At 68.9% G+C, this 19,961-nt stretch carries 18 protein-coding genes; 8 read left to right on the forward strand and 10 right to left on the reverse strand.

Annotated elements, in window-relative coordinates; translation table 11 throughout:
• Window positions 1–172: 172 nt before the first annotated feature.
• Both DEU36_RS03415 and DEU36_RS03420 read left to right on the forward strand, forming a co-directional pair.
• Window positions 173–1,141, forward strand: coding sequence for a heme A synthase (locus DEU36_RS03415; protein WP_120262926.1), 969 nt, complete (start codon window positions 173–175; stop codon window positions 1,139–1,141).
• Between the two features lie 79 nt (window positions 1,142–1,220).
• On the forward strand, window positions 1,221–1,727 hold the full coding sequence (locus DEU36_RS03420; RefSeq protein WP_120262927.1) for a dinucleotide-utilizing enzyme: 507 nt from the start codon (window positions 1,221–1,223) through the stop codon (window positions 1,725–1,727).
• Window positions 1,728–2,194: 467 nt separating this feature from the next.
• Here DEU36_RS03420 and DEU36_RS03425 read toward each other — a convergent pair whose 3' ends face one another.
• Window positions 2,195–3,127 carry a heme o synthase gene (locus DEU36_RS03425; protein WP_120262928.1) on the reverse strand — a complete coding sequence of 311 codons (933 nt, stop codon included), beginning with the start codon at window positions 3,125–3,127 and terminating at the stop codon, window positions 2,195–2,197.
• A gap of 223 nt (window positions 3,128–3,350) precedes the next feature.
• Between DEU36_RS03425 and tkt the strand changes: the two genes are divergently transcribed.
• The 6 genes from tkt to pgl are packed head-to-tail and all read left to right on the forward strand — an operon-like array spanning window position 3,351 to window position 11,422.
• Window positions 3,351–5,429, forward strand: coding sequence for a transketolase (tkt, locus tag DEU36_RS03430; RefSeq protein WP_120264335.1), 2,079 nt, complete (start codon window positions 3,351–3,353; stop codon window positions 5,427–5,429).
• A complete protein-coding gene (tal, locus tag DEU36_RS03435) occupies window positions 5,426–6,532 on the forward strand; it encodes a transaldolase (RefSeq protein ID WP_120262929.1) in 1,107 nt (368 codons plus the stop codon). Before tkt ends, tal begins: the two co-directional genes overlap by 4 nt.
• Complete coding sequence (locus DEU36_RS03440) at window positions 6,529–8,148, forward strand: glucose-6-phosphate isomerase (protein WP_120262930.1); 1,620 nt, start codon at window positions 6,529–6,531, stop codon at window positions 8,146–8,148. Before tal ends, DEU36_RS03440 begins: the two co-directional genes overlap by 4 nt.
• A gap of 13 nt (window positions 8,149–8,161) precedes the next feature.
• A complete protein-coding gene (gene zwf / locus DEU36_RS03445) occupies window positions 8,162–9,709 on the forward strand; it encodes a glucose-6-phosphate dehydrogenase (protein ID WP_120262931.1) in 1,548 nt (515 codons plus the stop codon).
• Entirely contained in the window at window positions 9,706–10,647 is a 942-nt protein-coding gene (locus DEU36_RS03450) for a glucose-6-phosphate dehydrogenase assembly protein OpcA (protein WP_120262932.1), read from the forward strand. Before zwf ends, DEU36_RS03450 begins: the two co-directional genes overlap by 4 nt.
• 1 nt (window position 10,648) lies before the next feature.
• Window positions 10,649–11,422: a 6-phosphogluconolactonase gene (gene pgl / locus DEU36_RS03455; RefSeq protein ID WP_120262933.1), complete on the forward strand. Its 774-nt coding sequence runs from the start codon at window positions 10,649–10,651 to the stop codon at window positions 11,420–11,422.
• A 74-nt stretch (window positions 11,423–11,496) separates the two neighbouring features.
• On the opposite strand, the gene DEU36_RS03460 is transcribed toward pgl, so the two are convergent.
• The 9 genes from DEU36_RS03460 to uvrC all read right to left on the reverse strand — a co-directional run bounded on the left by DEU36_RS03460 (window position 11,497) and on the right by uvrC (window position 19,961).
• Window positions 11,497–11,853 (reverse strand): RNA polymerase-binding protein RbpA, encoded by a 357-nt coding sequence (locus DEU36_RS03460; protein WP_120262934.1) that lies wholly within the window; start codon window positions 11,851–11,853, stop codon window positions 11,497–11,499.
• Window positions 11,853–12,101 (reverse strand): preprotein translocase subunit SecG, encoded by a 249-nt coding sequence (gene secG, locus DEU36_RS03465; RefSeq protein ID WP_036304945.1) that lies wholly within the window; start codon window positions 12,099–12,101, stop codon window positions 11,853–11,855. The genes DEU36_RS03460 and secG overlap by 1 nt, the downstream gene beginning before the upstream one ends.
• Before the next feature lie 117 nt (window positions 12,102–12,218).
• On the reverse strand, window positions 12,219–13,007 hold the full coding sequence (tpiA, locus tag DEU36_RS03470) for a triose-phosphate isomerase (RefSeq protein WP_120262935.1): 789 nt from the start codon (window positions 13,005–13,007) through the stop codon (window positions 12,219–12,221).
• Window positions 12,998–14,212: a phosphoglycerate kinase gene (locus DEU36_RS03475; protein ID WP_120262936.1), complete on the reverse strand. Its 1,215-nt coding sequence runs from the start codon at window positions 14,210–14,212 to the stop codon at window positions 12,998–13,000. Before DEU36_RS03475 ends, tpiA begins: the two co-directional genes overlap by 10 nt.
• 5 nt (window positions 14,213–14,217) lie before the next feature.
• Window positions 14,218–15,222, reverse strand: a complete 1,005-nt coding sequence (gene gap / locus DEU36_RS03480) for a type I glyceraldehyde-3-phosphate dehydrogenase (protein ID WP_094261864.1) — start codon at window positions 15,220–15,222, stop codon at window positions 14,218–14,220.
• A 137-nt stretch (window positions 15,223–15,359) separates the two neighbouring features.
• Window positions 15,360–15,980, reverse strand: coding sequence for a superoxide dismutase (locus DEU36_RS03485; protein ID WP_120262937.1), 621 nt, complete (start codon window positions 15,978–15,980; stop codon window positions 15,360–15,362).
• Between the two features lie 155 nt (window positions 15,981–16,135).
• Window positions 16,136–17,113 carry a DNA-binding protein WhiA gene (whiA, locus tag DEU36_RS03490; protein ID WP_023951475.1) on the reverse strand — a complete coding sequence of 326 codons (978 nt, stop codon included), beginning with the start codon at window positions 17,111–17,113 and terminating at the stop codon, window positions 16,136–16,138.
• 40 nt (window positions 17,114–17,153) lie between these two features.
• The gene (gene rapZ / locus DEU36_RS03495; RefSeq protein WP_120264336.1) at window positions 17,154–18,029 is read right to left on the reverse strand and encodes an RNase adapter RapZ; all 876 of its coding nucleotides are present in this window, start codon (window positions 18,027–18,029) and stop codon (window positions 17,154–17,156) included.
• Between the two features lie 33 nt (window positions 18,030–18,062).
• Window positions 18,063–19,961 carry an excinuclease ABC subunit UvrC gene (gene uvrC / locus DEU36_RS03500; RefSeq protein ID WP_120262938.1) on the reverse strand — a complete coding sequence of 633 codons (1,899 nt, stop codon included), beginning with the start codon at window positions 19,959–19,961 and terminating at the stop codon, window positions 18,063–18,065.

Genomic DNA, 19,961 nt, shown 5'->3' on the forward strand with positions numbered 1-19,961 from the left:
GGGGATGCCGATTCGCGGGCCTGATGGACGCGGATGCCGCGCCTAGACTGTGAGGGACGACGTGCACACGCGCCGCCATCCCGAACACACCCGATTCTACAGGCAACGCCCCCACCCGCGGGCCTGCCCGGAACGTACGAGGCGCGAATCGAGCGCCTCGCGGAGGACTCCGATGACACAGGTCCGAACCCGCCCCGGACTCGTCGCGACGATCATGCCGACCGCCATCACGCGCTGGACGCGCGTCATGGGGTGGCTACTCGTCATCACGAACATCGGGATCGTCGGCACCGGCGGCCTCGTTCGCCTGACCGGGTCGGGCATGGGATGCGAGACCTGGCCCTACTGCACTGAGGGCTCGCTCACCCCGACCCCTGAGATGGGCATCCACGGCGTCATCGAATTCGGCAACCGCACCCTCACCGGCGTGCTGGTCGTCGTCGCATTACTGGCGTTCCTCTCGGTGATCCGACTGCGTGCGACACGACGCGAACTCCCCGTGCTGAGCTTCCTCGTCGGACTCGGGATCATCGTGCAGGCCGTCGTCGGGGGCATCACGGTGTGGCTGCACCTGCACCCCAGCATCGTGGGCCTGCACTACCTCATCTCGGCCGCCCTGGTCGCGCTCGCCACCGCGTTCCTCGTGCGCCTCTACGCCACCCCCGGACCGCGGGTGCGCATCGTTCCCCGCGCGTACGCCATCGCCACGCACGCCACGACGCTCGCCGTCACGGTGACGGTCGTCGTCGGCATCCTCCTCACCGGGGCGGGCCCGCACGCCGGCGACGACGCCGCGGCGCGCAACGGCCTCGACCCGATCTTCTGGCAGCACGTGCACAGCTGGCCGGCCTACGTCACGCTCGTGCTGACGCTCGTGCTGGTCTCGGGGGCCATCCGCCTCCCCCGCACGACCGGTCTGCAGCGCTGGACCGGTCTGCTGCTCGGCGTCGAGTTGCTGCAGATCGCGGTCGGGCTCTGGCAGGCGCGCACGGGGCTGCCGATCGTGCTCGTCAACATCCACATGGTGCTCGCGGTCGCGCTGGTGGCTGCGATGGTCGCCGTCGTGATGTCGCTGAAAGCTCCGCTGTCGAGCGCCACGCCCGCCGCCGAACGAGAGGTCGCGCGCACAGAAGCCTCATAGGCTTCGTATGGGGCACGCAGAGGTCGACCCCGCAGAGTGTTCGAGGCCGCCGACAGCGGTCGCGACACGAAGGAGCACCATGACCGTTCACCCCCGCCTCGTCCGCAGCATCCCGTTCTGGATTCTCGTCGCCGGATCGGTTGCCGCGATCGGCGGTGGCGCCTACATCCTGGTCGAGAAGCTCAGCAACATGGAGGCGACCATCCTCGACAACACCGCCACGGGAGTCGACGTGTACGTCGGCCAGATCTGGGGCGTGTTCGGCGGCATCCTCGTCGGTGCCGGCGTCGTCGGGCTGGCCCTCGCCCTCGCCGCCGCGGCTGTGAGCTCGGCGATCCCGACCTCCGCGCGCGGCGCCGGCAAGCGCGAGCGCGGCGCTTCCGCCCCGGACGCCACGACTCCCGTCGCGTCGGAGCCCGTCGCCTCGGAGCCCGTCGCCTCGGAGCCCGTCGCCTCGGAGCCCGTCGCCTCGGAGCGCGTCGTCTCGACCGAGACGACCGCGGTGCCCGCCGCTGGCATCTCGGCACACGACACGGCCGCGACCTCGACCCTCGAGTCGCCGTCCGATGACGCGCAGCAGCGCTGACCAGCGCCGCTGACATCCAGAACGGCCGTCCTTCGCGCCGCCCGGGCCCCCGGGTGCGGAGGGCGGCCGTTCTGCTCGTGTGCCCGTAGCCCGAGCCCTCCGTCGCGCCTCCTCACCCCGAAGCGGCATCACCCGCCACGTGGGCCCGCCGATCCCGCGGTTCATGTGTCACCGAGCGCCCCAACCACCCCGCGAAGCGGCGCCAACCGCCAACCGAGCCCAACCCCGCGAGCTCACCCGGCAGCACACGCCCCCACCCACCCCGCGAAGCGGCGCCAACCGCCAACCGAGCAACCCGGCGAGCTCACCTGGCAGCACACGCCCCCACCCACCCCGCGAAGCGGCGCCAACCGCCAACCGAGCCCAAACCCGGCGAGCTCACCTGGCAGCACACGCCCGCACAGGGCCGCGGAGCGGGCAGCAGCTGCCAGGTGAAGAGCGAAGCCAGCGCGCAGCCGGGGGCGGCGTCAGAAGGGCAGCAGCGGGTCGACCGCGATGGCCACGAAGACGAGCGTCAAATACGTGATCGACGCATGGAAGACGCGCATCGGACGAGCCTGCTCGCCGCGGACCGCACGGTTGTACAGGCGGTGCGACTCGTAGAGGAACCAGCCGCCGAAGACGATCGCCGACACGCTGTACACGAGTCCCATGGGCGCGACCGGGATGAGCAGCAACGAGCACACCACTGTCGCCCACGCGTAGAGGATGACCTGGAGTCCGACCTGCGAGCCGTTGCGTGTGGCGCCCAGCATGGGCACGTCGACCTCGTCGTAGTCGTTCTTGTACTTCATCGACAGCGGCCAGTAGTGCGGCGGTGTCCAGAGGAACACCAGCACGAACAGGATGAGCGCCGCCCACGAGAGCGATCCGGTCACGGCGGACCAGCCGATGACGACCGGGAAGCACCCCGCGATGCCGCCCCAGACGATGTTCTGCTCGGTACGACGCTTGAGGATCATCGTGTAGATCACGACATAGAAGAAGATGGCGAAGACGCTGAGGGATGCCGCGACCCAGTTGGTCGTCGCGGCGAGCCAGACGGTGGATGCCACGGCGAGCGTCCACGCGAAGACGAGTGCTCCGCGGGCCGAGACCTCGCCGGTCACGATCGGACGGTTCTCGGTGCGCTTCATGTGCGCGTCGATGTCGCGGTCGAGGTACATGTTGAACGCGGCGGCGGATCCGGCGCTCATCGCTCCCCCGACCACCGTCGCCAGCACGAGCCACAGGTTCGGCAGGCCGCCGGCGGCGAGGATCATCACCGGCACGGTCGTCACCAGCAGAAGCTCGAGCACGCGCGGCTTGGTGAGGGCGACGTAGGCGCGCACCGTGGCACCGAAGGACGTTCCGCGAGAAGTGTCGACAGAGGCCGAACGCGCAGTCGTCGTGATGTCCATCGCTCCCCGCATCTCACCGCTGTGAACCTGTTCAGTCTAGGGCATCCGCCGACGACGTCCTCCGCCGGGCCGCCCGTACCACGACCGTCACAAGACGACGTCCGCGCCCCGGCAGCCTGACGTCATCGCTATGCTGAACACATACGCGCGCCGGCGCCGAAACCCTCCCTTCCTGACTGCGGAGCGGCATGCGCAGGCGCTGCCTCTCGAGAAAGGCGACCGAGTGTCGGAACTTCGTTGGGACGAGATCGATCGGCGCGCGGTGGACACCGCCCGCGTCCTGGCCGCGGATGCGGTGGAGAAGGTGGGCAACGGCCACCCGGGTACGGCCATGAGCCTGGCCCCTGCCGCCTACCTCCTCTATCAGCGCGTGCTGCGCCACGATCCGGCGGACACCGACTGGCTCGGACGTGACCGCTTCATCCTGTCGGCCGGGCACTCCTCGCTCACGCAGTACGTGCAGCTCTATCTGGGCGGCTTCGGACTCGAGCTCGACGACCTCAAGGCGCTGCGCACGTGGGGGTCGCTGACTCCCGGACACCCCGAGTACGGCCACACCAAGGGCGTCGAGATCACGACCGGCCCCCTCGGTCAGGGCCTGGCGACGTCCGTCGGCTTCGCCTACGCGGCGCGTTACGAGCGCGGACTGTTCGACCCCGAGGCGCCGGCGGGCACCTCTCCGTTCGATCACTTCATCTATGTGATCGCGAGCGACGGCGACATGCAGGAGGGCATCACGGCTGAAGCCGGATCGCTCGCCGGACACCAGCAGCTCGGCAACCTGATCGCGATCTACGACGCGAACCAGATCTCGATCGAGGATGACACGAACGTCGCCTTCACCGAGGATGTCGCCGCACGCTACGAGGCGTACGGCTGGCACGTGCAGACGGTCGACTGGAAGAGCACGGGCGAGTACGTCGAAGACGTCGCCGCGCTCTACGCCGCGATCGAGGCCGCGAAGGGCGAGACCGACAAGCCGTCCCTCATCGTGCTCAAGACGATCATCGGATGGCCGGCTCCCGGCAAGCAGAACACCGGCAAGATCCACGGGTCGGCGCTCGGCGCCGACGAGCTCGCCGCTACCAAGAAGGTGCTCGGCTTCGACCCCGAGAAGAGCTTCGAGGTCGCCGACGACGTCATCGAGCACACGCGCGCCCTCGCCGAGCGCGCCGCAGCGGAGCGTGCCGAATGGCAGAAGTCGTTCGACGCGTGGGCCGACGCCAACCCCGAGCGTAAGGCGCTGCTCGACCGGCTCGAGTCCGGCGAGCTGCCGGCCGACGTCTCGGTCCCGGCATTCGAGGCGGGCAAGGCCGTCTCGACCCGCGCCGCGAGCGGACAGGTCATCAACGCCCTCGCCGACCAGCTCCCCGAGCTGTGGGGCGGCTCGGCCGACCTCGCCGAGTCGAACCTGACGACGATCAAGTCGGGCAAGAGCTTCATCCCCACCGAGTGGTCGACGCACGAGTGGTCGGGCGACCCCTACGGCCGCGTCCTGCACTTCGGCATCCGCGAGCACGCGATGGGTGCGATCGTCAACGGCATCGTCCTGCACGGCAAGACGCGCGCCTTCGGCGGCACCTTCCTCATCTTCAGCGACTACATGCGCCCCGCGGTGCGTCTGGCCGCTTTGATGAACATCCCCTCGATCTACGTGTGGACGCACGACTCCATCGCCCTCGGCGAGGACGGGCCCACGCACCAGCCGATCGAGCAGATCTCGTCGCTGCGCCTGATCCCGAACTTCACCGTCGTCCGTCCGGCCGACGCGAATGAGACGGCCGCGGCGTGGCACGAGCTGCTCCGTCGTCAGGGCGGCCCCGCTGGCATCGCGCTCACGCGTCAGAACGTCCCGGTCTTCCCCCGCGGTGAAGACGGCTTCGCGACCACCGACGGCGTCGCGAAGGGCGCCTACGTGCTCATCGACGCCGAGGGCGGTCAGCCCGACGTGATCATCGTCGCGACCGGGTCCGAGGTCCAGCTGGCGGTCGAGGCACGCGAGGCGCTCGCGGCGGACGGCATCCGGGCGCGCGTCGTCTCAGCGCCGTCGCTGGAGTGGTTCGCGGAGCAGGACGAGGCGTACCGTGAGTCGGTGCTCCCCGCCGCCGTTCGGGCGCGCGTGTCCGTCGAGGCCGGCGCCACCCCGCTGTGGCGCTCGATCGTCGGCGACACCGGCCGTTCGGTCGGTATCGATCACTTCGGCGCGTCCGCCGACTACCAGACCCTGTTCGAGAAGTTCGGAATCACCACCGAGGCCGTCGTCGCGGCCGCCCGCGCAACTGTTGAGGAGAACAACGCATGAGCACGCCCACCCAGGATCTCTCCGACGCCGGCGTCAGCATCTGGCTCGACGACCTGTCGCGTCAGCGCATCACGACCGGCAACCTGCAGGAGCTCATCGACACCCGCAATGTCGTCGGGGTGACGACGAACCCCTCGATCTTCCAGGCCGCCATCAGCGCGGGCGTCGGATACGAGGAGGCCATCGAGGCGCAGGCGAAGGCCGGAGCGTCGACCGATGACACGATCTTCGAGCTGACCACGACGGACGTCCGCGACGCGTCCGACATCTTCCGCCCGATCTTCGACAAGACCGGCGGCGTCGACGGCCGGGTGTCGATCGAGGTGTCCCCCGACCTCGCGCACGACACCGACGCGACGATCGCCGAGGCGAAGAAGCTCGCGGCCGCGGTCGACCGGCCCAACGTCCTCATCAAGATCCCCGCGACCAAGGCCGGGCTCCCCGCGATCACCGAGGTCATCGCAGCAGGGATCAGCGTCAACGTCACGCTGATCTTCTCGCTCGAGCGCTACAGCGAGGTCATCGACGCCTACCTCGTCGGTCTCGAGCGCGCCCGCACGGCGGGCATCGACCTGGGCGGCATCCACTCGGTCGCCTCGTTCTTCGTGTCGCGCGTCGACACCGAGGTCGACAAGCGCCTCACCGCGATCGGATCGGATGCCGCGAACGAGCTGAAGTCGCTCGCCGGTGTCGCCAACGCACGCCTCGCCTACGAGCTGTTCGAGAAGAAGTTCGCCGAGCAGCGCGCCCAGGACCTCGTCGCGGCCGGCGCGAACCTGCAGCGTCCGCTGTGGGCCTCCACCGGCGTGAAGGACCCGGCCCTGCCGGACACCCTCTACGTCACCGAGCTCGTCGCTCCCGGCACCGTGAACACGATGCCCGAGAAGACGCTCGAGGCGACCTTCGACCACGGCGTGATCTCGGGCGACACCGTCACCGGAGCGTACGAGGCCGCACATAAGGTCTTCGACGACCTCGCGGCCGTGGGCGTCGACCTCGATGACGTCACCCAGCTGCTGGAGGATGAGGGTGTCGACAAGTTCATCGCGTCGTGGCACGACCTGCAGGGCACGGTGACCGCGGCTCTGGAGAGCGCCCGTTGAGCTTCGAGATCCACGTCTCGGGGCACGTCTCCGAGGTCGTCGAGCAGACGCTGCCCCGACTCGTGAGCGATCTGGTGGCGAGCGGCATCACCGCGGGTGACGCCGACCTGTGGGGGCCGGATGCCGCGGACGAGGCGTCCCGCCGACTCGGCTGGGTGCAGGCCGTCACCGTGTCGCGCCCGCTCGTCGCGGAGATCGAGGCGCTGCGCGCCGAGCTCGTCGACCGAGGCATCACCCGGGTCGTGCTGGCCGGGATGGGCGGTTCGTCGCTCGCTCCCGAGGTCATCGCACGCACCCACGGTGTGCCGCTGACGATCCTCGATTCCACCGCGCCCGGGCAGGTCCTGGCGGCTATCGACGGCGACGCCGAGACGGGCGGTCTCGCCGAGACCGTCCTCGTCGTGTCGTCGAAGTCGGGGTCGACCGTCGAGACCGACTCGGCCCGGCGCGCGTTCGCCGCGGCCTGGAGCGACCTCGGCATCGACCCGGCCGACCGCATCGTCGTCGTCACCGACCCCGGTTCGCCGCTCGAGGCCGAGGCCCGCGAAGCGGGGCACCGGGTCTTCACCGCCGACCCGACCGTCGGGGGCCGGTACTCTGCCCTGACCGCGTTCGGGCTGGTGCCGGCTGGTCTCGCGGGAGCCGACATCGGGCAGCTGCTCGATGAGGCCGACGCGACGCTGCTCGAGGTGGCCGTCGACGATCCGCGCAACCCCGCGCTCGTGCTCGCTGCGGCGATCGCGGGCGGAGAGCCGCGCCGCGACAAGCTCGCCCTCATCAGCGACGGCACCCACATCGTGGGTCTCCCCGACTGGATCGAGCAGCTGGTCGCCGAGTCGACGGGAAAGGCCGGCACCGGCATCCTGCCCGTCGTCGCGACGCCGCTCTCCCCCGAGCTCGATCTGCTGCCCGACGACCTGCAGGTCGTCAGGCTCGTCGGCGACGCCGTCCATTTCCAGATCCTCGAGCAGCATCCCGGCGAGGTGCTCGTCAGCGGGTCGCTCGGAGCGCAGTTCCTCGTGTGGGAGTACGCGACCGCGATCGCCGGGCGTCTGCTCGGGATCAACCCGTTCGACCAGCCCGATGTCGAGGCGGCCAAGACTGCGGCGCGAGGTCTGCTCGATGCACAGCCTGCTCCCACCGCACCGCTGTTCGTCGAGAACGGTGTCGAGGTCCGGGTCTCCGACCCGTCGCTCGCGGCAGACCGCACGCTGGCGGGCGTCCTCGAGCACCTGTGGCAGAGCGTCCCGTCCGACGGGTACGTCGCCGTGCAGGCGTACGTCGATCGCACCTCGGTGCCGCAGCTGGCCGGTGTGCGCGAGCTGATCGCGGCGGACTCCGGCCGCCCGACCACGTTCGGCTGGGGACCACGATTCCTGCACTCCACTGGTCAATATCACAAGGGCGGCCCCGCGAACGGCGTCTTCCTCCAGATCACCGAGCGAACCGATGTCGACCTCGAGATTCCCGGTCGGCCGTTCACGTTCGGCCGACTGATCGAAGCGCAGGCCTCCGGCGACGCCGCAGTCCTCGCCGAGCGCGGCCGTCCGGTCGTCACGCTCACCCTGACGGACCCCGCAACCGAGGTCCTCACCCTTTTCGAAGCCGCCCAGTAGGAAGACCCCTCCCATGACCGTGGAGATCTCGCGCGCCCACAACCCTCTGCGCGATCCCGACGACCGTCGTATGAACCGCATCGCGGGGCCGAGCGCCCTGGTGATCTTCGGTGTCACCGGCGACCTGTCGCGCAAGAAGCTCATGCCCGCCGTGTACGACCTCGCCAACCGCGGATTGCTGCCCCCGGGGTTCGCCCTCGTCGGGTTCGCCCGACGCGACTGGGAGGACCAGGACTTCGCCGAGGTCGTGCACTCCGCGGTGAAGCAGTACGCCCGCACGCCGTTCCGGGAGGAGACGTGGAAGCAGCTCCTTCAGGGCATCCGCTTCGTCTCGGGCGAGTTCGGCGACGCCGACGCGTTCAGCCGGTTGCGCGAGACCGTCGAGAAGCTCGACGTGGATCGCGGGACGATGGGCAATCACGCGTTCTACCTGTCGATCCCGCCGAAGGACTTCCCCATCGTCGCGAAGCAGCTGAAGGACTCGGGCCTGGTCGACGAGCACGCCGACGCCGACACCTGGCGGCGCGTGGTCATCGAGAAGCCGTTCGGCAGCGACCTGAAGACGGCACGCGAGCTGAACGCCGCGCTCGAAGTGGCCTTCCCGGCTGATTCGATCTTCCGCATCGACCACTACCTCGGCAAAGAGACGGTGCAGAACATCCTCGCCCTTCGCTTCGCGAACGAGATGTTCGAGCCGATCTGGAACGCGAACTACGTCGACCACGTGCAGATCACGATGGCCGAGGACATCGGCGTCGGCGGGCGTGCCGGTTACTACGACGGCATCGGTGCAGCGCGCGACGTCATCCAGAACCACCTGCTGCAGCTCCTCGCGCTGACGGCGATGGAGGAGCCCATCTCCATGGAGGCCAACCACCTTCGTGCCGAGAAGGAGAAGGTCCTGGCGGCCGTCCAGCTGCCCGACGATCTGTCGACGGCGACCGCTCGCGGTCAGTACGCCGGCGGTTGGCAGGGCGGCGAAGAGGTGACCGGCTTCCTCGCCGAAGACGGCATGAACCCGGAGTCCACGACCGAGACGTACGCGGCCATCAAGGTCGACATCGCCACACGGCGGTGGGCGGGCGTGCCGTTCTACCTGCGGACGGGCAAGCGTCTCGGCCGGCGCGTCACCGAGATCGCCGTCGTGTTCAAGCGTGCGCCGCAGCATCTGTTCCTGCGCAACCAGACGACCGAGCTCGGGCAGAATGCCCTCGTCATCCGGGTTCAGCCGGATGAGGGCGTCACGATCCGTTTCGGGTCGAAGGTCCCGGGCGCCGCCACGGAGGTTCGCGACGTCACGATGGACTTCGGCTACGGCCACGCGTTCACCGAGTCGAGCCCCGAGGCGTACGAACGCCTGATCCTGGATGTCCTCCTCGGAGACCCGCCGCTGTTCCCGCGCCACGAAGAGGTCGAGCTGTCGTGGCGGATCCTCGACCCCGTGGAGGAGTTCTGGGCGAAGCAGGGCGGCCCGCTCGAACAGTACGCCCCGGGCTCCTGGGGTCCCACTTCCGCAGATGAGCTGCTGGCCCGCGACGGCCGCGTCTGGAGGCGTCCATGATCGTCGATCTGCCCGACACGACCGTGTCGAAGATCGCCCGCGAACTCGTCAACGTGCGAGAGGAGGGCGGCGCGGTCGCCCTCGGCCGCGTGCTCACACTGGTCATCGCGACCTCGCACGGACTCGAAGAAGACGCGATCGAGGCCGCGAACGACGCGTCCCGCGAGCATCCCATGCGCGTGATCGTGCTGATCACCAACCCGGATGGCGAGTCGAAGCTCGACGCGCAGATCCGGGTGGGCGGCGACGCCGGCGCGAGCGAGGTCATCGTCCTGCGCGCCAGCGGCGGAGCAGCAAGCAACGACGAGGCCCTCATCACGGGCCTGCTGCTCCCTGATGCCCCCGTCGTGGCATGGTGGCCCGATCACCCGCCGGCAGACCCGTCGCAGTCCCCCATCGGCCGCATCGCGCAGCGCCGCATCACGGATGCTGCCACCCTTCCCTACGACAGCGGACGACTCGCCGCTCTCGGTGCAGGCTACGCGCCCGGCGACACCGATCTCGCCTGGACCCGTCTGACGCACTGGCGCGAGCAGCTCGCCGCCGTGCTGGATCAGCCGCCCTACGACGCCGTGACCGAGGTCGAGGTCATCGGAAGCGGCAGCTCCCCGTCGACGGGCCTGCTCGCCGCGTGGCTGTGCCTGATGCTCGATGTTCCGGTGAACTGGCAATATGCCCCTCGCGAGGAATGGGAGCACGGCATCCGCAGCGTGCGCCTGAAGCGCCCGAGCGGCGACGTCCTGCTCGAGCGGACGTCGACGGTCGACGCCACCCTGACCCAGCCCGGCCAGCCGTCGCACGACCTCGTCCTCCCCCGCCGCACGCTCCGCGAGTGCCTCGCCGAAGAGCTACGGCGTCTCGGACCCGATGTCCTGTACGGCCGTGTCATCACCGACGGCTGGGCGCAGCTGCACCGCTCACCGGCAGGAGACGCCTGAGATGCCCACCGCCGAGAAACGCGTCGTCATCAGCCCCGACGTCGACACCCTCACGGGCTCCATCGCATCGCGCTTTCTCGATCGCGTGGCGAAGTGGGGTGCGGACGGGAGAACCGTCAACGTCGGACTCGCCGGCGGCGGGATCATCGGCGATGTGCTCGAACGGCTGGGGGCCCACACCGATCGCGACAGCGTCGATTGGTCACGCGTTCACTTCTGGTGGGTCGACGAACGTTTCGTGCCGCGCGAGAGCGATGACCGGAACGAGGCGATCGCTCGCCGGGCATTCCTCGACACGATCGCCGTCCCCGCGGAGAACGTGCATCCGATCGCCGCGTCCGACGAGGTGCCGGATGCCGAAGCTGCCGCGACCGCCTACGCGGCGGAACTCGCCGCTGCGGGAGCGGACGACGTCGCCTGGCCCGTCTTCGACATCTGCTTCCTCGGCGTCGGTCCCGACGGTCACATCGCGTCGCTGTTCCCCGACCGCGGCGAGATCCGGATCACCGACAGCGCGGTCGCAGCCGTCCACGAGTCGCCGAAGCCGCCGTCTGACCGCGTGACCCTGACTCGTCCCGTGATCAACGCGTCCAAGCGCGTCTGGATGGTGCTGGCCGGGCCCGACAAGTCGGCGGCACTGGGCCTCGCCCTCGCCGGTGCGAGCTATCACAGTGTCCCTGCGGCCGGGGCGAAGGGCACCCGCCGGACGATCCTGTTCACCGACGAGGCGACGGCGTCGCAGGTGCCGCCGGAGCTCATCGACGACCAGTACTGACACCGTCGACGACACGAACGAAGAGAGCGGATGCCGTGGCATCCGCTCTCTTCGTTCGTCGCGACGGTGTCGCGTCAGTTGAGTCCGCGACGCTCGCGAAGCTGCTGCAGCGCCTCGTCGAGGAGCTGCTCGGCTTCCTCGTCGGTGCGCCGCTCCTTCACGTAGGCGAGGTGGGTCTTGTAGGGCTCGGTCTTGGCGACAGCGGGCGGATTCGCCTTGTCGCGGCCGGCCGGCAGCCCCGAATGGGGCGAGTCGATCGTTTCGGGGATCTCGTCGTCGGCGATACCGGCGGCGAAGTAGCGCACGGTCTCGTTGCCGAGGGCGTCCCAGTACGAGATCGCCACGCGATCAGCGTGGTGACCGTGGTCCTGCTCACCCATGGGGCCGGCGCCGACACGGGTGCCGCGGATCGCGTTGCCTCCGGTGGCCATCAGAGCACCGTGAACTTCGTGATGAGCCCGAGGGCGACGATCGAGAGGAACCAGGCCAGGGCGAGGACGATCGTGAACCGGTTGAGGTTGCGCTCGGCGAGGCCCGATGAGCCCATCGCGGAACTCATCCCGCCGCCGAACATGTCGGACAGGCCGCCGCCACGCCCCTTGTGGAGCAGGATCAGCAACGTCAGGAGCAGGCTGGTGATGCCCAGAAGCACCTGCAGCACGAACTCGAGGATCTGCACGGTGGTCGTCACCTTTCCGGCGATCGTTCCGATCGCACGAGGGTCAAGTATATCCAGCACCTGCGCGGATACGCGTACGGCCCGGCGACCTGTCGTTGGTCGCCGGGCCGTACGACGTCACACGCCGACGTGCTTCTGGTAGCGGATGATCGCTGCGAACTCGTCTGCGACGAGGCTCGCGCCTCCGACGAGGGCACCGTCGACATCGGGCTCGCGCATGAAGCCGGCGATGTTCCCGGACTTCACCGATCCGCCGTAGAGGATGCGGGTGCGCGCGGCGGCGTCCGCACCGAGCACCGATCCGACGACCTCGCGGAGCTTCGCGCACACGTCCTGCGCCTGCTGCGGCGTCGCGGCCTGGCCCGAGCCGATCGCCCAGACCGGCTCGTACGCCACGACGATGTCGGCATCCGCCGCCACGCCAGCGAGAGCGGTCTCGAGCTGCGCCACCGGAACAGCCGATGCGCCGTGCTTCTCGAGGTCTTCCGCGGTCTCGCCCACGCAGATCACGGGAGCGAGCCCGTGACGCAGGGCCGCCTGCACCTTGGCCGCGACGACCTCGTCCGTCTCCGCGTGGTACTCGCGCCGCTCGGAGTGACCGATGATCACGTAGCGGCAGTCGAGCTGCTTGAGGAACGCTCCCGAGATCTCACCGGTGTACGCGCCGGAGTCCTTCGTCGAGAGGTCCTGGGCGCCGAGGGCGAACGCGATCTTGTCGGCGTCGAGCAGGGTCTGCACCGTGCGCAGGTCGGTGAACGGCGGGAAGACCGCCACCTCGACGGAGTCGTCCTCGTGCTTGGCGTCCTTCAGCGTCCAGTGCAGCTTCTGCACGAACGCCACCGCCTGCAGGTGGTCGAGGTTCATCTTCCAGTTGCCCGCGATGAGGGGCATACGGTTCATGCCCATCCGAGCACCTCCAGACCGGGCAGCTTCTTGCCCTCCAGGAACTCCAGCGACGCGCCGCCGCCGGTCGAGATGTGACCGAACGACGAGTCGGAGAACCCGAGCTGACGCACCGCGGCCGCGGAATCTCCGCCGCCGACGACGGACAGGCCGTCGACCTCGGTGAGCGCCTGAGCGACCGTGCGCGTGCCCGCGGCGAACGCCGGCATCTCGAACACGCCCATCGGACCGTTCCAGAACACCGTGCGCGAGCTGCGGATGGCTTCGGCGAACAGCTCCGCCGTCTTCGGCCCGATGTCGAGGCCCATGCCGTCGGCGCCGAACGCGGTGTCCTCCAGCGCATCAGCCGCGGCCACCACGTGGTCGGCATCCGCGGCGAACCCGGAGGCCATCACTGCGTCGACGGGGAGCACGAGCTCGACGCCGCGCTCCTTCGCCGTGGCGATGTAGCCCTTCACCGTCTCGAGCTGGTCGCTCTCGAGGAGGCTCTTTCCGACCTTGTGTCCCAGCGCGGCCAGGAACGTGAACAGCATGCCCCCGCCGACGAGGATCTTGTCGGCGCGCGGCAGAAGGTGCTCGATGACACCCAGCTTGTCGCTGACCTTCGACCCGCCGAGCACGACCGCGTACGGACGCTCCGGGTTCTCGGTGAGGCGGTCGAGGACGTCGACCTCCTTCTCGATGAGGAAGCCGGCGGCCGACGGAAGGATCTCCGCGAGCTCGTAGACCGAGGCCTGCTTGCGGTGCACGACACCGAAGCCGTCGGAGACGAGCACGTCGCCGAGGGCGGCGAGCTGCTCGGCGAAGGCGCGACGCTCGGTCTCGTCCTTCGACGTCTCACCCGCGTTGAAGCGGAGGTTCTCGATCACCGCGACGTCGCCGTCGCCGAGCGAAGAGACGACCTGCTGCGCCGACTCGCCCACGGTGTCGCCGGCGAAGGCGACGGGCTTGCCGAGCAGCTCGGACAGACGCTGCGCGACGGGTTCGAGCGAGTACTTGGGGTCGGGGGAACCGTCGGGGCGGCCCAGGTGCGAGCACGCGATGACGCGAGCTCCCTGGCCGATGAGGTGGTCGATGGTGGGCAATGCCGCACGCACGCGGCCATCGTCCGTGATGACTCCGTCTTTCAGGGGGACGTTGAAGTCAACACGGACGATGACGCGCTTTCCTGCGAGCGGGCCCAGCGAATCGAGGGTTCGCAGAGCCATGGTCGTCAGAGCTTGCTGGCGACGAGCTCGGTGAGGTCGACGAGGCGGTTGGAGTAGCCCCACTCGTTGTCGTACCAGCCGACGACCTTGACCTGGTTGCCGATGACGCGGGTCAGGCCGGCGTCGAAGATGCAGGAGTGGTCGTCGGTGACGATGTCGCTCGAGACGATCTCGTCCTCGGTGTACTTCAGGATGCCCTTGAGCGGTCCCTCGGCGGCAGCCTTGTATGCGGCCTTGATCTCTTCGACCGTGACCTCGCGCTCGAGCTCGACCGTGAGGTCGGTGGCCGACCCGGTGGGGACGGGCACGCGGAGAGCGAAGCCGTCGAGCTTGCCCTTCAGCTCGGGGAGGACCAGGCCGATGGCCTTGGCGGCGCCCGTCGAGGTGGGGACGATGTTGAGGGCGGCGGCGCGGGCGCGACGCAGGTCGCTGTGCGGGCCGTCCTGCAGGTTCTGGTCGGCGGTGTACGCGTGGACCGTGGTCATGAGGCCCTTGACGATGCCGAACTCGTCGTTGAGGACCTTGGCCAGCGGCGCGAGGCAGTTGGTCGTGCACGACGCGTTCGAGATGACGTTGTGGTTCTCGGGGTCGTACAGATCCTCGTTGGCGCCGATGACGAACGTGCCGTCCTCGCCCTTGGCGGGAGCCGAGATGAGAACCTTCTTGGCGCCGCCCGCGATGTGCTTCTTGGCGTCCTCGGCGTTGGTGAAGCGGCCGGTCGACTCGATGACGATGTCGACGCCCAGCTCGCCCCAGGGGAGGTTGGCGGGGTCGCGCTCTTCGAAGACCTTGATGGTCTTGCCGCCGACCGTGATCGAGTCCTCCGAGTACGTGACCTCGGCGTCCAGACGACCCAGGATCGAGTCGTACTTGAGCAGGTGGGCGAGGGTCTTGTTGTCGGTGAGGTCGTTCACCGCCACGATCTCGAGGTCCGCGCCCTGAGCGAGGGCGGCGCGGAGGTAGTTGCGTCCGATGCGGCCGAAGCCGTTGATGCCGATCTTGACAGACACGATGTCTCCCGTTTCTTGTCGCGCCGGAAAAGCCCGTGCTGGCTGACCGAAACGCGATCTGGTGAAAAAGAAGAGGATGCCGGGTTCGGCTCCCGTTGCCGGGAGGAGCCCGGCATCCTCACCTGTTTATGACCCTACTACGCGAGTAGGCCGGCCGTCTTCTCCCGAGCCGTCACAAAGCGCTCGGCGACGTTCTGCCAGTTGGCGATGTTCCACGCGGCCTTGACGTAGTCCGCCTTGACGTTGAGGTAGTCGAGGTAGAAGGCGTGCTCCCACATGTCGAGCTGGAAAATGGGGACGGTTCCCTGTGCGGTGTTCGACTGCTGGTCGAACAGCTGCTGGATGATCAGCTGGGCGCCGATCGGGTCCCAGCTGAGCACGGCCCAGCCGGAGCCCTGGATGCCTGTGGCTGCGGCGGTGAAGTGGGCCTGGAACTTGTCGAAGCCGCCGAAGAACTCGTCGATCGCCGCGCGAAGCTCGCCCTCGGGCTCGCCGCCGCCCTCGGGCGACAGGTTCGTCCAGAAGATGGAGTGGTTGACGTGTCCGCCGAGGTTGAACGCGAGGTCCTTCTCGAGCTTGTTCACGTTGGCGAGGTTGCCGGTCTCGCGAGCCTCCGCGAGCTGCTCGAGGGCGGTGTTCGCGCCCGTCACGTAAGCCTGGTGATGCTTGGAGTGGTGGAGCTCCATGATCTTGCCGCTGATGTGCGGCTCGAGGGCCGCGTAATCGTATGGGAGCTCGGGAAGGGTGTACTTCGGCATTCTCTATCTCCTGTCAGCACCGCGCAGTGCGCGGCTCGTGCTGTCGAAGGCGCGCGACCGCGCACCTCGTGGACGTTTTCATCCTATTGAGGGGCAACGCTTTGCACACCCCGTTGCTTCCCGTTCGGAATGCGGTGTAACGCGGCGGCGACCGGTCAGTCGGAAAGACCTGCGGGGACCGCCGACTCGGTGTCGGGCAACCCTTCGGCGGCGGCCTTCTTGTCGGCCATGGCGAGAAGGCGCCGGATGCGCCCCGCGACCGCGTCCTTGGTGAGCGGCGGGTCGGCGTGGTGGCCGAGCTCGTCCAGGCTCGCGTCACGATGCGCGAGACGCAGATCGCCCGCCTGCTTCAGGTGGTCGGGCACTTCGTCGCCCAAGATCTCGAGAGCGCGCTCCACCCGTGCGCAGGCTGCGACGGCGGCCTGCGCGGAGCGGCGCAGGTTCGCGTCGTCGAAGTTGACGAGACGGTTCACGCCGGCGCGCACCTCGCGACGCTGGCGCATCTGATCCCAAGTGTCCGCTGTGCGGGTGGCGCCCATCTCGGCGAGCGTCTGACGGATGGCTTCGCCGTCGCGGACGACCACGCGCGGGATCCCGCGGACCTCGCGCGCCTTCGCTGCGATACCCAGGCGGTGAGCCGCACCGACGAGCGCCATGGCGGCCTCCGGCGACGGGCACGAGATCTCGAGGGCGGCCGAACGGCCGGGGTCCGAGAGTGATCCGGCGGCGAGGAAGGCACCGCGCCACAGCGCGGCCAGGTCGGGACGCGATCCGGTGGTCAGGCGGTTGGGGAGCCCGCGCACCGGTCGGCGCCTCTGGTCGAGAAGGCCGGTCTGGCGCGCCAGGGTCTCACCGCCCTCGCGGACGCGGACCGCGAACGTCGCACCATCGCGTCCGCCGGAGGCTTGGATGCGCGCCAGCTCGGGGCGTACGCCGTAGATCTCGACGAGCTCTCGGGCCACGCGGCGCGCGAGGATCTCGGAGTCGACCTCGGCCTCGACGGCAACCCGGCCTGCGATCGAGTGCAGACCGCCCGCGAAGCGCAGGATCGCGGTCACCTCGGCGACCCGCGCGGCGGGTCGAGGGTCGCGCATCGCAGCCAACTCGGTCTTGACGTCAGCGGTCAGCGGCACGGCGCTCCTTCGGCAGGGGTTCGGGGGACGAAGGAACAGCCTACTCGCGACCGAGGTCGCGGTGTTTTAGTCGCACCGCCACACCCGGGAGCCCGGACAGCCGCTGAGCCAGCTCGCGCGCGGTCACGACGGAGCGGTGCTTGCCGCCGGTGCAGCCGACAGCAACCACCGAGTGCCGCTTGTTCTCCTCCTGGTAGCCCCGCATGACCGGGGCGAGGGCAGCGGCGTAGGCATCGATGAATTCGCGCGCGTTGTCGTGCGACAGCACTTCGTCACGCACTGCCTCGTCTTCGCCGGTGAGGGCCTTGAGGTCGGGATTCCAGAACGGATTCGGGAGGAAGCGCATGTCCGCGACGAGGTCGGCATCGGGCGGGAGGCCGTACTTGAATCCGAAGCTCATGACGGTGACGGTGTGCCGCGCTGCCCCGTCGTCGGCGAACAGGTCGGCGATGTAGGTCGCAAGCTGGTGGATGTTGTCGCGCGAGGTGTCGACGATGACGTCGGCGCTCTCGCGGATAGGGGCGAGGCGTTCGCGTTCGCGGCGGATTCCGTCGACCAGCGTGCCGTCGCCCTGCAACGGGTGCGGTCGGCGCACCGACTCGAATCGGCGCACGAGCACCTCGTCGGCCGCGTCCAGAAAAAGGATCCGCAGAGCCCGCCCGTGCCGCAACGCCCGCGTGATGTCGGGCAGCGCGGCGAACAGCTCACCGCCGCGCACGTCGACGACCGCGGCGACACGCGGCAACGCATTGCCCGCGAGCTCGCTGAGCTCCAGGAGCGGGCGCAGCATCTGCGGCGGCAGGTTGTCGACGACATACCAGCCGAGGTCTTCGAGGGCGTTCGCCGCCGTCGTTCGTCCGGCCCCGGACATACCCGTGACGATGAGAATCTCGCCCGCCGGAACCTCGTCGGTCACCGTCACCACCCCTGTCGCTCGCCGACGTCCAGCCTATCCGTCCGCGAGGTGCCGATGGATCGCATCGGCCAAGCGCGGCCCGATGCCCGGTAGCTCCTGGATCTCTTCGGGGGTGGCCTGCTTGAGCTTCGACACCGAGCCGAAATGGCGTAGCAGCGCCTTGATGCGCGCCGCCCCGAGCCCCGGGACCTCGGAGAGCACCGATGTGATGTCGCGTTTGCGGCGCTTGCGCTGATGGACGATCGCGAAGCGATGCGCCTCGTCGCGAAGACGCTGCAGCAGGTAGAGCGACTCGGATGTGCGCGGCAGGATCACGGGGTACTCCTCCCCCGGCAGCCAGATCTCCTCGAGACGCTTCGCGATGCCGCAGAGCGCGATCTCGGTGTGGCCGGCGTCCGCGAGTGCGCGAGCCGCGGCCTCCACCTGTGGCTTGCCGCCGTCGACGACCAGCAGCTGCGGGCGGTAGGCGAACCGGGGCCGCTTGCGTGCTGTGACGACCTCGCCGTCTGCGGTCGCGTCGGGCATGGGCTCGTCGTCCTCATCGGGTCGGTCGAGGTAGGCGAGGCGGCGCGTGAGCACCTGGTACATCGAGTCGGTGTCATCCGTCGTCTCGTTGACACCGAAGATGCGGTACTGGTCTTTCCGGGGCAGCCCGTCCTCGAAGACGACCAGCGAGGCGACCACGTTGGTGCCCGACAGGTGGGAGACGTCGTAGCACTCGATCCGCAACGGAGCCTCGTCGAGACCGAGGGCTTCCTGCAGATCGGTCAGCGCTTGACTGCGCGCGACGTAGTCGCTCGTGCGGCGCGTCTTATGGAGCATCAGGGCCTGCTGGGCGTTGATGCTCGCGGTCTTCATCAGGTCGGCCTTGCGCCCGCGCTGCGCGACCTGGATCGTCACACGCTTGCCACGGCGCGTCTGGAGCCACTGCTCCAGCTCTCCTGCGTCGCCGGGCAGTGTCGGGACGAAGACGTGGCGTGGGATGTCGGCGGCGGCAGCATCCCCATATGTGCGCTGGAGCACCTGATCGACCAGATCGGCGCCCGAGATGTCGATCTCCTTCTCGATCGTCGTCGCGCGGACACCGCGGATACGGCCGCCGCGCACGACGAAGTGCTGGACGGCGGCGGCCAGCTCGTCCTCGGCGATGCCGAAGAGGTCGGCATCCATGTCGTCGTCGAGCACGAGCGCGCTCTTGTTGAGGACGGCATCGATCGCCTGCAGCTTGTCGCGGTACACGGCGGCAGACTCGTAGTCCATCGCCGCGGCGGCCTCGCGCATGCGCGCGGTCAGGTCTCGAGCGAAACGCTGGTCACCGCCCGACATGAACGCCACGAAATCGTCGACCATCGCCCGGTGCTCCTCGATGGTGACCTTCATCGAGCACGGACCGCCGCAGCGGCCGATCTGGCCGGGGAAGCAAGGACGCCCCGAGGCCATCGCCTTCTTGTAGGACGAATCGCTGCACGTGCGGATCGGGAAGACCTTGATCATCAGGTCGATCGTCTCGTGCACCGCCCAGACCTTGGGATAGGGGCCGAAGTACTTCGCGCCGGGAATCCGCCGGTTTCGGGTGACGATGACCCGCGGCGCTTCGTCGGCGAGGGTGATCGCCATGAACGGGTACGACTTGTCGTCGCGGTAGCGGACGTTGAACGGCGGATCGAACTCTTTGATCCACATGTACTCCAGCTGGAGCGAATCGACGTCGGTCGCCACCACCGTCCACTCGACCGATGCCGCCGTCGTGACCATGCGGCGGGTGCGTTCGTGCAGGGTGTGGAGCGGCGCGAAGTAGTTCGACAGGCGCGCCCGCAGGTTCTTCGCCTTGCCGACGTACAGCACCCGCCCTTCCGCATCGCGGAAACGGTAGACGCCGGGGTCGGTGGGGATCTCGCCCGCTTTGGGTCGGTACGGGAGGACGTTAGCCAC

The sequence above is a fragment of the Microbacterium sp. AG238 genome, assembly GCF_003610405.1.
GTDB lineage: Bacteria > Actinomycetota > Actinomycetes > Actinomycetales > Microbacteriaceae > Microbacterium.